The organism is Hyphomicrobium sp. LHD-15, assembly GCF_031157355.1.
Classification (GTDB): domain Bacteria; phylum Pseudomonadota; class Alphaproteobacteria; order Rhizobiales; family Hyphomicrobiaceae; genus Hyphomicrobium_C.
Genome location: NZ_JAVIFT010000004.1, coordinates 46,712 through 60,395, shown reverse-complemented (window position 1 = coordinate 60,395; position 13,684 = coordinate 46,712). Strand labels below are relative to the sequence as shown.

14 protein-coding genes are annotated in these 13,684 nt (G+C 63.7%); 10 read left to right on the top strand and 4 right to left on the bottom strand.

Annotated features, from left to right (window positions below; genetic code table 11):
* The first annotated feature begins 31 nt into the window (after nucleotides 1-31).
* From RCO24_RS13780 to RCO24_RS13770, 3 genes are all read left to right on the top strand, one after another.
* Nucleotides 32-1,243 (top strand): RNA ligase RtcB family protein, encoded by a 1,212-nt coding sequence (locus RCO24_RS13780; RefSeq protein ID WP_308962875.1) that lies wholly within the window; start codon nucleotides 32-34, stop codon nucleotides 1,241-1,243.
* Nucleotides 1,236-1,889, top strand: a complete 654-nt coding sequence (gene prfH, locus RCO24_RS13775) for a peptide chain release factor H (protein WP_308962874.1) — start codon at nucleotides 1,236-1,238, stop codon at nucleotides 1,887-1,889. Before RCO24_RS13780 ends, prfH begins: the two co-directional genes overlap by 8 nt.
* A 133-nt stretch (nucleotides 1,890-2,022) precedes the next feature.
* Nucleotides 2,023-2,502, top strand: a complete 480-nt coding sequence (locus RCO24_RS13770; protein ID WP_308962873.1) for a hypothetical protein — start codon at nucleotides 2,023-2,025, stop codon at nucleotides 2,500-2,502.
* 53 nt (nucleotides 2,503-2,555) lie between these two features.
* Here the strand turns inward: RCO24_RS13770 and RCO24_RS13765 are convergent, their stop codons facing one another.
* A complete protein-coding gene (locus RCO24_RS13765; RefSeq protein ID WP_308962871.1) occupies nucleotides 2,556-3,308 on the bottom strand; it encodes a TlpA disulfide reductase family protein in 753 nt (250 codons plus the stop codon).
* A gap of 275 nt (nucleotides 3,309-3,583) precedes the next feature.
* Between RCO24_RS13765 and RCO24_RS13760 the strand changes: the two genes are divergently transcribed.
* Nucleotides 3,584-4,396, top strand: a complete 813-nt coding sequence (locus RCO24_RS13760; RefSeq protein WP_308962870.1) for a pentapeptide repeat-containing protein — start codon at nucleotides 3,584-3,586, stop codon at nucleotides 4,394-4,396.
* A 203-nt stretch (nucleotides 4,397-4,599) separates the two neighbouring features.
* Complete coding sequence (locus RCO24_RS13755) at nucleotides 4,600-5,802, top strand: NAD(P)/FAD-dependent oxidoreductase (RefSeq protein WP_308962868.1); 1,203 nt, start codon at nucleotides 4,600-4,602, stop codon at nucleotides 5,800-5,802.
* A 16-nt stretch (nucleotides 5,803-5,818) separates the two neighbouring features.
* Here RCO24_RS13755 and RCO24_RS13750 read toward each other — a convergent pair whose 3' ends face one another.
* The 3 genes from RCO24_RS13750 to RCO24_RS13740 form a co-directional block, all read right to left on the bottom strand.
* Nucleotides 5,819-6,211, bottom strand: a complete 393-nt coding sequence (locus tag RCO24_RS13750; RefSeq protein WP_308962866.1) for a hypothetical protein — start codon at nucleotides 6,209-6,211, stop codon at nucleotides 5,819-5,821.
* 225 nt (nucleotides 6,212-6,436) lie between these two features.
* The gene (locus RCO24_RS13745; protein ID WP_308962864.1) at nucleotides 6,437-8,245 is read right to left on the bottom strand and encodes a phosphoenolpyruvate carboxykinase (GTP); all 1,809 of its coding nucleotides are present in this window, start codon (nucleotides 8,243-8,245) and stop codon (nucleotides 6,437-6,439) included.
* Between the two features lie 116 nt (nucleotides 8,246-8,361).
* Nucleotides 8,362-9,129 (bottom strand): DUF2470 domain-containing protein, encoded by a 768-nt coding sequence (locus RCO24_RS13740; protein ID WP_308962863.1) that lies wholly within the window; start codon nucleotides 9,127-9,129, stop codon nucleotides 8,362-8,364.
* A 146-nt stretch (nucleotides 9,130-9,275) separates the two neighbouring features.
* Between RCO24_RS13740 and RCO24_RS13735 the strand changes: the two genes are divergently transcribed.
* The 5 genes from RCO24_RS13735 (at nucleotide 9,276) to RCO24_RS13715 (ending at nucleotide 13,401) form a co-directional block, all read left to right on the top strand.
* Nucleotides 9,276-9,983 (top strand): response regulator transcription factor, encoded by a 708-nt coding sequence (locus RCO24_RS13735; RefSeq protein ID WP_308962862.1) that lies wholly within the window; start codon nucleotides 9,276-9,278, stop codon nucleotides 9,981-9,983.
* Nucleotides 9,984-10,061: 78 nt separating this feature from the next.
* Complete coding sequence (locus RCO24_RS13730) at nucleotides 10,062-12,023, top strand: stimulus-sensing domain-containing protein (RefSeq protein WP_308962861.1); 1,962 nt, start codon at nucleotides 10,062-10,064, stop codon at nucleotides 12,021-12,023.
* Nucleotides 11,995-12,477 carry an HPr kinase/phosphatase C-terminal domain-containing protein gene (locus RCO24_RS13725; RefSeq protein ID WP_308962860.1) on the top strand — a complete coding sequence of 161 codons (483 nt, stop codon included), beginning with the start codon at nucleotides 11,995-11,997 and terminating at the stop codon, nucleotides 12,475-12,477. The genes RCO24_RS13730 and RCO24_RS13725 overlap by 29 nt, the downstream gene beginning before the upstream one ends.
* Before the next feature lie 196 nt (nucleotides 12,478-12,673).
* On the top strand, nucleotides 12,674-13,078 hold the full coding sequence (locus RCO24_RS13720) for a PTS sugar transporter subunit IIA (RefSeq protein ID WP_308962859.1): 405 nt from the start codon (nucleotides 12,674-12,676) through the stop codon (nucleotides 13,076-13,078).
* A 17-nt stretch (nucleotides 13,079-13,095) separates the two neighbouring features.
* Complete coding sequence (locus tag RCO24_RS13715) at nucleotides 13,096-13,401, top strand: HPr family phosphocarrier protein (RefSeq protein WP_308962858.1); 306 nt, start codon at nucleotides 13,096-13,098, stop codon at nucleotides 13,399-13,401.
* Nucleotides 13,402-13,684: the final 283 nt, after the last annotated feature.

Genomic DNA, 13,684 nt, shown 5'->3' with positions numbered 1-13,684 from the left:
ATGGACACCCCTGTTCTCCTGAGCAATCCCAATGGGCAATTCATCCAAGGACGCCGCGCTCGATAACGCAGCGACCGCGCCGGCGACATCAAACACCGCAACGGCGGCATCAAACAAAGTCCGCCTTTTCACCACTGATAAATCCTGGATCGAGGGCGCGGCCCTCGCACAACTGAACCACACCGCGAACCTTCCCGGCATGGTGCTGGCGGCTGGCTTTCCGGATCTGCATCCCGGAAAGGGCATCGCCGTCGGCGCCGCGTTCGTCTCGCGCGGCGTGTTCTATCCGGCACTCGCCGGCAACGACATCGGCTGCGGCATGAGCTTCTGGGCGACAGATCTTCCCGCCCGCAAGCTGAAGCTCGACCGCTTGGAGAAGCGGATCGCAGGGCTCGAGCAGCCGTGGGACGGCGACCTCGCGCCGTGGCGGGAGCGTTTCGGCCTCGCACGGTCTCTGTCCGATCCTGGCCTCGGCACCATCGGCGGCGGCAATCACTTCGCCGAGCTGCAGGTGGTGGACGAGGTGCGCGACGAGCAGGCCTTCGCCGCGCTCGGCCTCGACAAGGCCAACGCCGCAGCGCTGATCCACTCCGGCAGCCGCGGCTTGGGGCAGGACATCTTCCGCGAGCTGTTGGAGCGTCACGGCGCCAACCCGCTCGAAGAGGGAAGCGAAGCAGCCGAGCACTATCTCGTGCGCCACGACCACGCCATGCGTTTCGCCCGCGCCAACCGTGCGCTCATCGTGCATCGGTTTGCGGGCGAGCTTGGCGCCGAGACGCGCTGCATCTCGGATGTCGCCCACAACATGGTGACACGTGAAACATGGGACGGCGCTCCCGCCTGGTTCCACCGCAAGGGCGCGGCCTCGACGCGTGAAGCGCTCGATCAGGGCGCGCTCATGATACCGGGGTCTCGCGGCACGCCGAGCTATCTCGTTCGGGCGCTCGCGGAGAATGGCGAGCACGCCGCCTGGTCGCTCGCCCACGGCGCAGGCCGCCGCTGGCAGCGCGGCTACGCGAAGTCGCGTCTCTCGCACAAGTACCGCGTCGAGGATTTGGCTCGCACCGAGCTTGGCGGCCGCGTGATCTGCGAGGATCGCGAGCTGCTCTACGACGAGGCTCCGCAGGCCTACAAGGATATCGCGCAGGTCATCGCCGATCTTGAAGCCGCCGGGCTGATCTCCACCATCGCGGTCTACCGTCCGGTTCTCACCTACAAGGTGCGGAGGGCGCGCGATGAATGAGCAGAGGCAAGGCGAAAAGGTCTGGCTTCAGATCACGTCGGGGCGCGGTCCGGTCGAATGCCAGATCGCGGTCGCGAAGCTGGCGGACGTGCTGGCCAAGGAGGCACGCAAAGCCGGACTCGTGTGCGATGTACTGGAGGTCGTCGAAAGTCGCGAGCGGGGAGCGGCCCTCTCGGCGTTGCTTTCGGTCGAAGGCGCGGGCGCGCGGTTGTTCGCCGGGAAAAGCCGCGGCAGCGTGCTGTGGATCTGTGCGTCGCCTGTACGTCCAGGCCACAAACGCAAGAACTGGTTCGTCGGCGTCGAGGTGTTGTCGCCGCCGGAAGCGGGAGCAACCACGCTTCGGCTTCAGGACATTGCGTTCGAAGCGATGCGTGCGTCAGGCCCTGGCGGTCAGCACGTCAACAAGACCGAAAGCGCGGTGCGGGCAACCCATCGTCCGACCGGCCTCGTAGCCACGGCGCGCGAGGAGCGCTCTCAGGCGATGAACAAGAAGCTCGCGTTGGCAAGGCTTGCAGCGTTGCTGGCGGAGGGCGTCGACGCGGCGAAGGCCGACGCGGAACATGACCGCTGGGCGCAGCACGATGCACTCGAACGTGGTCGCCCCATCCGCACCTTCGAAGGCACGTCGTTCAAGGAGAGGCGCTGACAGGAGCATTGCTTGCAAGTGGAAGTGTCCACAGTTCAGGCAAAACTGAGCAAATAAGCAGATGACTGACTATATGCCGAAAGTTATGGTCGCGAGTGTGAGTTGAGTAGTTTTCTCAGAAGGAACTTCGACAATGAATTTCTCTGCGATACTCGCGTCCGGCGCTGTCTTGTGTGCGTTCACGATTCCCGCCGTCGCTCAGCAGATACCAGCCGGAGCGGTCATGGCTTTCGATTTGAAAGCGTGTCCGTCCGGATGGGCCGAATTCAAGAATGCCCGCGGGCGGGTGGTACTCGGAGCCAATCCTTCGATTCCATCCACCGACGGGAAGAAGGGGGAAAACGGCCTAAGTGCCCGCGTGTTGGGAACTCAGGGCGGTCACGAGGAAGTCGTTCTCAGTGACAAGAACATCCCTCCTCACAAGCACAACACGATCAATTTGGAGACAATGCAGGCGGCGGGTGATTTCCGCGGGCACCCGACGCTAACTGTGCCCGGGAGAGACGCCAACGCGAAGTTCACGGGACAGATTGTCGGGGATGGCGATCAAGCGGCGGCGCCGTTTGAAATCACGCCGCCATTTGTCGTTCTGACAATTTGCAAAAAGACTTGATGAGGAGGCCATCCGGCACCTCGGCCCCAACAACTGAGGCCGAGGTCAGGAGGTTAGTGATTATGCCCACATCCGCACCCGCCCTTGCCATCGGCGTGCTGGTGATCGTGCTTGTGGTCATGGTCGTGATCGTGTGAATGGCCCTGTCCGCCGCAGCAGCCGCCCTCATGAGAATGGGCATGCGCGTGGTCGTGACCATGGTCGTGCGAGTGGCCGTGATCATGCGAATGGTCGTGTCCGCATCCGCAGCCATCGCCGTGATGATGGTGCGCGTTCGGGTCGACCAGCGTCGCGGCCAGCCGCCGCTCGAGGGCGATCGACTGCTCGCGCGGCGCATCGCGCGCTTCGATGGCAAGCGCCATCACTTCCGCGCCGAGCCTGAGATCGTCCACCTGTCCGAGGTAGTGGCGGCGCAACCGGCCCTGGCGGTCGAATACCAGCACCGTCGGCGTGCCCTGGATCTCGTAGGCTTCCATCGTTTTGGGCAGGCTCTTGCCGTTGGCTTTGTCGAGCGCGATCGGAAACGGCAGCTCATGCTCCTCGACGAAGCTCTCGAGCGCGGCCTTGTCCTGCTTGTCGGTGTGCTCGAACGGGGTGTTGAGCCCGATCACCACCACCTCGTCGGGACTGAACGCGCCAGCGAGCCGCGCGGCTTGCGGCAGCCCGTGCTTGAGGCTGCCCGGGCAGTGCTGCTGGAACGCGGCGACCACCACGACCTTGCCCTTCTGGTCCTTGAGATTGATCGGAGCGTCGGTATTGAGCCAGTGAGCAGACTGGAGCTCCGGCGGGTTTTCGGGGTCGAACATCGACGGTCCTCTCTTGAATTCGTGCTTCTTGTCGTTGGGTCGCCGCACCATAGCCGGAAACGGGAGGGGGTGTCAGCGGGGGTGGCGGCGTCTTAGGCGCAATCCGGAAAATACGCACTGCTATTGAGATTGCTAGTCCGCGACCCAGTTTACTGAGAAGGTCACCTGTTCGAACATTTGCTTCGTCCCGGTTGCGCGGCGGTGTGATCAGCCGCGCTATCTGGCCGCAGATCCGTGGTAACAATAAGAAAATATTGGGAGAAATGACCGTGGCGATGAGCAGATGGAGGCCCGGCCTTGTCGCCGCATTGGCAATTGCGATCGCCTCTTTCGCCGAACCGGCCCCAGCCCCCGCGCAAAGCATGCTCGACATGGTCGATCTTTCGACCGACCAGTTCACCAAGTCGGAGATGAGCCGCGCCGATATCGAGGCGGCACTTGCAAAGCTGCCCGCGGGCGAAACGCTGGATCTCTTCGGCAAGGCCTTGAACAAGCTAGATCTGTCCGGCATGGACCTGCGCCGCGTGAACTTTCAGGCGGCACGCCTGATGGGCGCGAACCTCTCGAAAGCCAACCTCGAAGGCGTCAACCTCGACTCCGCCTGGGCGCTGAACTCCGACTGGACGGAAGCCAATCTGAAGGGCGCGAGCCTGTTCGGAACGCAGCTCGTCGGCGCGAAGCTGGACGGCGCCGATCTCTCCGGCGCTCACGTCGCGGGCGACATGTCGAAAGCGAGCATGAAAGGCGTGAAGCTCGACGGCGCCAATCTCTCGGCCGACGAAAAGAACCAGTCGATGGGCCTCATGCGCGGCACCTTCAAGAGCACCAATCTCGAAGGGGCCTCGTTCAAGGGGGCAAATCTGCGCCGCGCCCTTATCGAATACTCCACCCTCACTGGCGCGGACTTCACCGGCGCTTCGCTCGCGGGCAGCGAGCTCGGCGGATCCGACTTCACCGGCGCCAACGTGGAGGGCGCCGACTTCGCCGATGCCGACGTCAACAGCGCCCGCATCGGCGCCATGAAGAATGCCGACAAGGCCAAAAACCTCGACAAGGCCCGCAATCTGGAGCGGGCATTCCGAAACTGAGGCGGAAAGCGGGGCCTGCGGACCCGCAAATGTTCGAGGCGGATCGCCTTTTCCGCAGCCTCCTTCATCCTTTGTTAGCCATCGGACGAGAAGCCGAAACTCGGCGCCGTTCCTTAACCGCCATTTAGCGGCTCGCGCCCAATGTACGTAGGTATCAGAGTTGTAGTCGGCTCGCTGGTTGCAAGCCGCAAACGGAGACGCCTATGCGCGAGTTCGATGTCGGGATTGTCGGCGCAGGCCTCGCGGGCTCGATTTCCGCGACCATCCTCGCTCGCGCCGGTCATCGCGTTGCGATCATCGATCCGAACGATACCTACCCGGACGAGTTCCGCTGTGAGAAGCTCGACTTCGACCAGATCGGCATTCTGCGCAAAGCCGGTATCGGTGACGCCGTGCTTGCGGTGGCGACGCCGGACCGTAGTGTCTGGGTCTCCCGTCTCGGCCACGTTGTCGAGAAGCGGGCCAGCGACCAGCTCGGCATAGACTACGGCACGCTTGTGAATACGCTCCGCGCCGAGTTTCCGGCGAGTGTCACGTTCATTCGCGGCAAGGTGACGGCGGTCGCGAATAGCCCTGATCGGCAGACGATCACGCTTGCATCGGGCGAGAGCATATCCGTGCGTCTGGTGCTGATGGCGAGCGGCTTGAGCAACAGCCTGCGCCAATCGCTCGACATGGCGCGCAAAGATTTGAGCGTCTGTCATTCGATCAGCTTCGGCTTCGACGTGGAACACGCCGCTGGCGATGCGTTTCCGTTCCGGGCGCTGACGCATTTTGGCGAGCATCCGCGTTCGCGTATCTCGTATCTCACGCTATTCCCGATTGGCTCGAGAATGCGCGCCAACCTGTTCCTCTATCGGCCGCTCGACGATCCGTGGCTGCGCGAGTTACGCGCTTCGCCGGAAGCGGTTCTCAAAACCGAGATGCCGCGCCTCGAAGCGTTGGCAGGCCCGCTTCGCATCCTGGGCCCGGTCAAGATGCGCCCGATCGATCTCTACGCAACGAGCAATTATCGCCAGCCCGGCATCGTTCTGCTGGGCGACGCGTTCGGCACCGCCTGCCCCGCCGCCGGAACCGGCGCGCAGAAGGCGGTCATCGACGTGGATCGTCTCTGCAACGAATACGTCTCGCGGTGGTTGGCAACGCCCGGCATGGGCGTCGAGAAGATCGCGAGCTACTACGACGACCCCGTCAAGGTCGCGTCCGACAAGCGATCGCTGGCGCGTGCCTATCGCGCCCGCTCGATGGCGACCGACCAGAGCCTTTTCTGGTGGGCGGCAAGATGGGCATCGGTGGCGCTTGGCTTGGCGCGCTGGGCCCGTCACGGGGTTCATGACGCCTGGCACCGCGTCCGCCATCTATTCGATGCGCCCGCCTCGGCGCGTTCCCCCGAGCCGCGCGCCTGAGATCGGCACTCGTCCGTCAAATCATCTCGGCCGGCGGCCAGATTTGAAACGAGCGGTTTGCGGTGCTGCTCATGGCTTCGACGACAGCCATGTTGTCGAACCCGGAAAAGCGGATTTGCATGGCCTGTAGCAGGTCGTGCTCGCCCCTGGCGCCCATCGGAACGGTCACGGTGCGCCTTCCGTCGCGATCCGAGAGCAACCAGAACAGGTCGATTTCGAACGGACCTGCGTCCGTGGTGAGAACCGTGACGTTGGCGATGTCCGCCCAGTCGAGCATGACGACCCCGCCTTCGCCGTCATAGACGGTGATGAACTTGTCGTCGTGGACGACGCGCACGCGGGATGTAAACGGGCGCTGAGGCAAGGCCTCCTGACGTCGCCGGAACAGCCTGGAAAGCCAGTTCAGCATCGCGGTCGTCCCATCAAGCCGGCATGCGCCGCCTGCTCGTCCTCTCAGGCATGATGATCGAGCCAGAGACTGTCGTGGATCGCGTTGCGATCACCTTAAGGGATAGACCACGATTCAGGAGGAAGCGCGATAGGGTGCTTTGACACCTACAACTCCGATCGCGAAAGCCTGATCGCTTTCACGTGAATCAGCGGTGAAAAAAATGACGAGCCGCCCTGATCGAAATCAGCCGAGGCGCTGTTCGAGCGCGTCGAGCTCCTGCGCGAGCGCTGACGGCAGCTTGTCGCCGAAGCTGCTGAAGTGCTCCCGGATCGAGGGAATTTCCGACTTCCACCCTGCGCGATCGACCTTCAGCAGCTCAGCGATCGCATTGGCCGGAATATTGAGCCCGTCGAGGTCGAGCGCGCCGGTGTCCGGCAGCTTGCCGATCGGCGTCTCGATGGCGTCCGCCGTGCCGTCGCAGCGTTCGAAGATCCACTTCAGAACGCGGCTGTTCTCGCCATAGCCCGGCCACAGGAAGCGGCCTTCCGCGCTTTTCCGGAACCAGTTGACGTAGAAGATCTTCGGCATCTTGCCGCCGCCCTTCTCGCCCATCTCGATCCAATGCTGGAAGTAGTCGCCCATGTGGTAGCCGCAGAACGGCAGCATGGCCATCGGATCGCGCCTCAGTTCACCCACGGTTCCGGCAGCAGCCGCCGTTTTCTCTGAAGCCATGATCGAGCCGAGGAAGGTCCCGTGCCGCCACGACAGCGCTTCCGAGACCAGCGGCACCACCGAGGCCCTGCGCCCTCCGAACAGGATCGCGTCGATCGGCACGCCAGCCGGGTCGTCCCATTCCTTGGCGATGGCCGGGCACTGCGAAGCGGGCGCCGTGAAGCGGGCATTGGGGTGCGCGGCCGTCCGTCCGGTGGACGGCGACCACGAGCGGCGCAGCCAATCGGTCAGATGCTGCGGCGGCTTCTCGCCCATCTGCTCCCAGTAGATGTCGTTGTCGTCGGTGAGCGCGACGTTGGTGAAGATGCAGTTGGCATCGAGCGTCTTCATCGCGTTGAGATTGCTATCGGGCGATGTGCCCGGCGCAACGCCGAAGAAACCGGTCTCCGGATTGATGGCACGGAGGCGCCCGTCGGCACCGAATTTCATCCAGCAGATATCGTCGCCAATCGTTTCGGCTTTCCAGCCGGGAATGGTCGGGATCAGCATCGCCAGGTTGGTCTTGCCACAGGCCGAAGGGAAGGCTGCGGCGATGAACTTGGAGCGGCCCTCCGGATTGGTGAGCTTGAGGATAAGCATGTGCTCGGCCATCCAGCCCTCGTCGCGCGCCTGGGCGGACGCGATGCGGAGCGCGTGGCATTTCTTGCCGAGCAGCGCGTTGCCGCCGTAGCCCGATCCGTAAGACCAGATCTCGCGCGTTTCGGGGAAATGGCAGATGTATTTGGTCGTATTGCAAGGCCAGGGCTCGTCGGCCCATGTCTGCTTCTTGAGCGGTACGCCCACCGTGTGCAGGCCGCGCACGAAATCCGTGCTCGAGCCGAGCGCGGTGAGCACCTGATCTCCAACGCGCGTCATGATGTGCATGTTGGCGACCGCATAGGCGCTGTCGGTCACCATGATGCCGATGCGCGCGATGGGCGAGCCCACCGGTCCCATCGAGTAGGGAACGACGTACATCGCGCGCCCGAGCATGGCGCCGTCGAACAGCCCCGTCAGCGTAGCTTTCATCTCAGCCGGATCGGCCCAGTTATTGGTTGGGCCGGCGTCGTCTTTCGAGACCGAGCAGATGTAGGTCTGATCCTCGACGCGCGCGACGTCGGCCGGGTCGGAGCGGACGATGACGGAATTGGGTCGCTTCTCGGGATTGAGCCACTGCGCGGTGCCGGTGGCCACCATGGCATGCAGCAGCTGCTGATATTCGGCTTTGCTTCCGTTGCACCAGACGACGCTTTCCGGCTTGAACAGCGTGGTCGCTTCTTCAACGAAGGCCAGCACGGCGGGGTTGCGCGTTGCGGGTGGGATCGGCGGCATCGCGTTCATGGAATAGCCCTCCGCGAGCGGCTCATGGAGCCACTAAAGAACATCGACAAAGAAAATCATTTTGCGGGTGCTAAGTAGCACCCGCGATAATAGCGCTTCAAGCACGCGAAAGGTACTTAGGCCTTCGACTTTAGGCCGCGTGCAACAGCCGCGAGACGAACGAATTCGCGTCGCGCGTCGTCGGCGGTTTCGACTTTCGTCGCAAACGGTAAGCGACGCGTGACGCCGTCACAGACGATGTCGAAGCCTTCGGGGTCGAGCCCGGTGAGCCGCCACGGACCCCCCGGCGCTCCGGCGATTTCGGTCGCGTAGAGCTCAATGGCGCCCGCGTGATCCTCGTTCATGTGCGAGACGATGTCGGCGTGCGCGGCGACGAGTTCGGACGCCCCCGCCGTGTCGACCAGAAGATCGGCAGGAGTGAGGTCGACGATCCGGCCGAAGCCGCCTATGAAATGGGCACGCTCCGGTACGAGCTCATAGAATGCAAAGTCCGGGAAGTCGGCATAGCCGCTGGCATGGCTCTGCCGCGCCAGGAAGCGCTCCCGCGCCGTCGGGCGCTGGGTCTTGACCGCCCGGCCCATGATCGTCACCCGCCCGCCGGCCAGGGGGTCGCCGGCCGCGTCCGTGCCGTCGAAAAGCAGGCTCGCGCGGGCATCGTTCCCCAGATTTTTCGTGTGGAGAGCGAGAGTTGAGATCAGGAACAGCGGCGTTCCGTCCACATCGGTTGCGATTGTGATCAGCGAGGCGTAAGGATGGCCGGTCGACGTTTCGAGAGTGGCGAGAGAGGCCTTGAGGGCGCGGCGCATCAGGGCGCGGGTGGCCTCCCCGGGAGAAAGCTGGGCGGCGGATTGCTGCTGCGGAATGCCGGGATTGGTGCCTGCCATTTGATCTTGCCTTGTTTGGTTTGCCCTTTGGGGTTGTTCAGACTGGGTTCAGGCGCTGTCACATAGTTGGTTCCTGCCACAATTGATCCACCTTGGGACCATAAAGCGCCATGTACCGTTTAGGGTGCCCGCGAGGATAAGCTGAGATGAAAGAGAAAAGCACGATTGCGCTGGTCGATGACGAGCGGAACATTTTGACCTCGCTTGGTATGGCGCTCGAGGCTGAAGGTTACAAGGTCCGCACCTATTCGGACGGCGCATCCGCATTGGAAGCACTGACTGAGGATCCGGCCGACCTCGGCATCTTCGACATCAAGATGCCGCGCATGGATGGCATGGAGCTTCTGCGCCGCGTGCGTCAGCAGTCCGACATGCCGGTTATCTTCCTCACCTCGAAGGACGAGGAGATCGACGAGCTGTTCGGCCTCAAGATGGGCGCCGACGATTATATCGCCAAGCCGTTCTCGCAGCGCCTCATCGTTGAGCGCGTGCGCGCCATTCTGCGGCGCTTGCAGCCGAAGGACGGCCAAGTCACCGAGCCGACCGTCGCCCACATCCTGGAGCGCGGAAAGCTGAAGCTCGATCCGGAGCGCCACACCTGCCATTGGGACAACCGCCCGGTCACCTTGACGGTAACCGAGTTCCTGATCCTGCAGGCGCTGGCCCACCGCCCCGGCGTGGTCAAGACGCGCGACGCGCTGATGGACGCGGCTTACGACGATCAGGTCTACGTCGACGATCGGACGATCGACAGCCACATCAAACGCTTGCGCAAGAAGTTCAAGCAGGTTGACGATGATTTCGACGTCATCGAGACGCTTTATGGCGTAGGCTACCGCTTCAAGGAAGCTTGATGCCTGAGACCACATCCGGATCAGAATCCGGATGTAAGCTGGCTCAGTTGAAGTCGACGTAGACGCAGTGGAGGGTTAATGGCGCTCGAGACCGAGCGATCGCCGGCGGCTGTCACCGGGCTCGAGGCCGTTATGGCCGCCGTGCGTCGGTGGCGGACGACACTGGCCGCCCGGTCCCGCTATCTCTTGCGCCAGCAAGCCCCGGTCAGTCGCGAGGAGCAGCCAGCCTCGCTCCCGCTTCGCCTGTGGCGTGCGTTTCCCGTCGTGCGCTTCGTCGGCGGCAGCCTGCTGCGGCGTATTCTCGTCGCCAGCCTCGCCGGCCTTGTCGTGATGATCGGCGGCATTCTGTATTTCAGCGAGAACAACGCTTGGCTGATCGATGCGAAACGGGAATCCCTGCGTGTGCAGGGAGAGATCATCGCAGCCGCCATTGCGGGCGATGCGCGGGTGGAAACAGGCCGCCTCATCATCCATACCGATAGTCTTCCCTCGCCCGACGAGAAGGCTTCTCCCCCCGACGACATCGCGTTTACCGCGCACGAGCTGTCGATCCGGCCCGAGCGCGTAGCGCCCATTCTGCGCAGGCTCATTCAGCCGACCACGCGGCGCGCGCGCGTTTATAGCCGCGACGGTACGCTGGTGATGGATTCGGCGACGCTGCTGAAACGCGGCCAGCTTTCGCGTCACGATCCGAAGACGCCCTCGGGCAACAACAAGATGCGGACCAAGAACTTTTGGACCCGCCTCAAATCCTGGACGCTGATGAACGAGGATTTGCCTGTCTATCGCGAGATCGGCAACGCCAACGGCACGTCCTATCCCGAGGTCCGCCAGGCGCTACAGGGCACCGCGACCGCCATGCTGCTGCTCAACGAAAAGGGCGAGCAGATCGTCTCGACGGCCGTGCCGATCCAGCGCGCCTCCGTCGTGCAAGGCGTGCTCTTGATGTCGACGCCGCCGGGCGAGATCGACCAGATCATCTCCGATCAGCGCGATCAGATCTGGCTGCTGGCTGCCTTCGCCATGCTGGCGACGCTGCTGAGCGCGGTTCTTCTGGCGAGAACCGTCGCTGGACCGATCCGCCGCCTTTCGGCCGCCGCCGATCTCGTCAGCCGCAATATCGGCGCGCGCCACGAGTTGCCCGACTATTCGCAACGCACCGACGAAGTGGGGCGGATGTCGTCCGCCTTCGCCGCCATGACGGCCGCCCTCTACCGCCGCGTGGAGGCGAGCGAAAGCTTCGCCGCCGACGTCGCGCACGAGCTGAAAAATCCGCTGGCCGCGGCGCGCTCCATGGCGGAATCGCTCACCTACGCGCGCACAGAAGAACAGCGCAACGAGGTCGTGAAGCAGATCCAGAACGAGCTGAAACGCCTCAATCGCCTGATCACCGACGTGTCCAATGCGTCGCGCCTCGATGCCGAGTTGGCGCGCCAGCAGGTGGGGCCGGTCGACGTCACGGCCGTGGTCGCGAGCGTGTCTCAGATCTTCCGGGACATCCTCTCCGGCGATAGCCGCCGCGTCGATACCACGATCGCCATCTCGCCGTTCGAAGGCGCCTACCTCGTCAACGGCCACGCCGGGCGTCTCGGCCAGGTGCTGACCAACCTCGTCGACAACGCCATCTCGTTCTCGCCGGAAGGCGAGGCGGTGACCGTGAATGTCCGCCGCGTCGAAGGCATCGTGGAGCTGGTCGTCGAAGACCAAGGCCCCGGCATTCCCGACGATCGCCTCGATATCATCTTCGATCGCTTCTACACGGATCGCCCCGAAACGGAGGCGACGCGCGGCAAGAATTCGGGTCTCGGCCTGTCCATCTCGCGCGAGATCATCCGCGCACACGGCGGAGAGATCGCCGCCGAGAACAAGAGCGGCAAAGGTGCCGCCGGAAATGGAGCCGCCAAGGTGGAACGGGCGCGCGGTGCGCGTTTTGTGGTCCGCCTTCCCGGTCTCGTCGCTTCAGCCAAGGCGGGCATGACGAGCGGGCGCTGGGCGGCATCGGATCGGCATCATGAGCAACCCACGCGCGAATACCCCTGAGTCCGTCCACGCCACCGCCGTTGCCCTGGGCGACAAGTCTGTGCTCATCCGCGGCCCGTCTGGATCCGGAAAATCCGATCTCGCGCTCCGCTGTATTGCGGCCGCCCCCCTCGCGCACGTTGCCGATCGCGCCGAGCTTGTGTCCGACGATCAGGTCAATCTTTCGCGCACGGCTAAAGGGATCGAAACCACGGCCCCTCCCACCATCGCGGGCAAGATCGAAGTGCGCGGCCTGGGAATTGTCGAGCTGCCGTATCGCGCGTCCGCGCACCTCGCGCTCGTCGTCGAGATCGTCCCGGCCGAGGACGTACCGCGCTATCCTCTGGATCATCTGACGGCGGTGTTTTGGGACATCGAAGTCCCGGTTGTTCGCTTGGCGGCGTTCGAAGCCTCGGCCCCTGTCAAGCTCCTTTTGGCGCTCCATGCCGCAGCCGTCCCGTTAACTCCCCCATGAGCCCCAGCAGGAAAACCCTTGCGTTGCCCGCGAACCCCTGTAAGTCTCCGGCGCGCTGCGCGAAGCGGGTAGGTGGCAGCCGCGGACATTATGATCCCAAGGGGAATGTCCCGACGTCATGGGGATTTAGGGGGCGAACCCCGAACCGGAATAACGCTCGGAAGATGCGAATTCGAAACAATTTCGGCAGTGCTCGATGATCGGACTTGTGATCGTCACTCACGGCGGCTTGGCGGTTGAGTTCCGAGCTGCGCTCGAACACATCGTCGGGCCTCAGACTCAGCTCGAGACCATCTCGATCGGAGCCGAAGACGACATGGAAGCGCGCCGGACCGAGATCCTGGAGGCGGTGCGCCGCACCGAGACCGGATCGGGCGTGATCATCCTGACCGACATGTTCGGCGGCACGCCGTCGAACCTCGCCATCTCCGTGATGGACGAGGCGAAGGTCGAGATCATCGCCGGCATCAATCTACCGATCCTGGTCAAGCTTGCGGGCCTGCGCGAGGAGGTTCCGCTCGACGAGGCCGTGACGCTCGCGCGCGAGGCTGGCCGCAAGTACATTAAGGTCGCGAGCCAGGAATTGTCGGGCGAGCAGTAGGATTGCCGGAAACCGCGATGCCCGAGATCCGGAACAGCAAACGCCCTGAGGCGGTCGTCACGGTGGTGAATCGCAAAGGCTTGCACGCCCGCGCCTCGGCGAAGTTCGTGAAGCTCGCAGAAAGCTATGAAGCCAACGTCACGGTCACGCGCGACGGGCAGACAGTCGGCGGCACGTCGATCATGGGGCTGATGATGCTCGCAGCCGGCCCCGGCTCCACCCTCTACATCACGGCTGAGGGAACGGAGGGGCCTGAAGCCCTGGAAGCGCTCGTCAATCTGGTCGAGACCGGCTTCGGCGAAGAGCTCGCTGAGGAAGACTGAGCGCCGCGTTGCGGAGCCCTCATCCTCTCCTCCGTCACCCGGCGCAGGCCGGGGGCCAAACGCGTGCCCGCTTAGGAATTGAATCCACACAACCTTTGCGGATCCTGATGGCGGCCTTCGCCGACATGACGGGAACACGTGGACATCGCACCCAGGCCCAAGGCCACCTGGGCCACCTGACGCGCCGTCCCCCCGCGTGCGTGGCCGCAGTTGCCTGCTGCCTCTCCTGAGACATAAGGACTTGTTTATATCTTATTGCGATGCGCGCCCGGCGCGGTTATAG

Coding starts and splice junctions, on each gene's coding strand:
- RCO24_RS13780 (WP_308962875.1), top strand. CDS start 32: ATGGGCAATTCATCCAAGGACGCCGCGCTCGATAACGCAGCGACCGCG.
- prfH (WP_308962874.1), top strand. CDS start 1,236: ATGAATGAGCAGAGGCAAGGCGAAAAGGTCTGGCTTCAGATCACGTCG.
- RCO24_RS13770 (WP_308962873.1), top strand. CDS start 2,023: ATGAATTTCTCTGCGATACTCGCGTCCGGCGCTGTCTTGTGTGCGTTC.
- RCO24_RS13765 (WP_308962871.1), bottom strand. CDS start 3,308: ATGTTCGACCCCGAAAACCCGCCGGAGCTCCAGTCTGCTCACTGGCTC.
- RCO24_RS13760 (WP_308962870.1), top strand. CDS start 3,584: ATGAGCAGATGGAGGCCCGGCCTTGTCGCCGCATTGGCAATTGCGATC.
- RCO24_RS13755 (WP_308962868.1), top strand. CDS start 4,600: ATGCGCGAGTTCGATGTCGGGATTGTCGGCGCAGGCCTCGCGGGCTCG.
- RCO24_RS13750 (WP_308962866.1), bottom strand. CDS start 6,211: ATGCTGAACTGGCTTTCCAGGCTGTTCCGGCGACGTCAGGAGGCCTTG.
- RCO24_RS13745 (WP_308962864.1), bottom strand. CDS start 8,245: ATGAACGCGATGCCGCCGATCCCACCCGCAACGCGCAACCCCGCCGTG.
- RCO24_RS13740 (WP_308962863.1), bottom strand. CDS start 9,129: ATGGCAGGCACCAATCCCGGCATTCCGCAGCAGCAATCCGCCGCCCAG.
- RCO24_RS13735 (WP_308962862.1), top strand. CDS start 9,276: ATGAAAGAGAAAAGCACGATTGCGCTGGTCGATGACGAGCGGAACATT.
- RCO24_RS13730 (WP_308962861.1), top strand. CDS start 10,062: ATGGCGCTCGAGACCGAGCGATCGCCGGCGGCTGTCACCGGGCTCGAG.
- RCO24_RS13725 (WP_308962860.1), top strand. CDS start 11,995: ATGAGCAACCCACGCGCGAATACCCCTGAGTCCGTCCACGCCACCGCC.
- RCO24_RS13720 (WP_308962859.1), top strand. CDS start 12,674: ATGATCGGACTTGTGATCGTCACTCACGGCGGCTTGGCGGTTGAGTTC.
- RCO24_RS13715 (WP_308962858.1), top strand. CDS start 13,096: ATGCCCGAGATCCGGAACAGCAAACGCCCTGAGGCGGTCGTCACGGTG.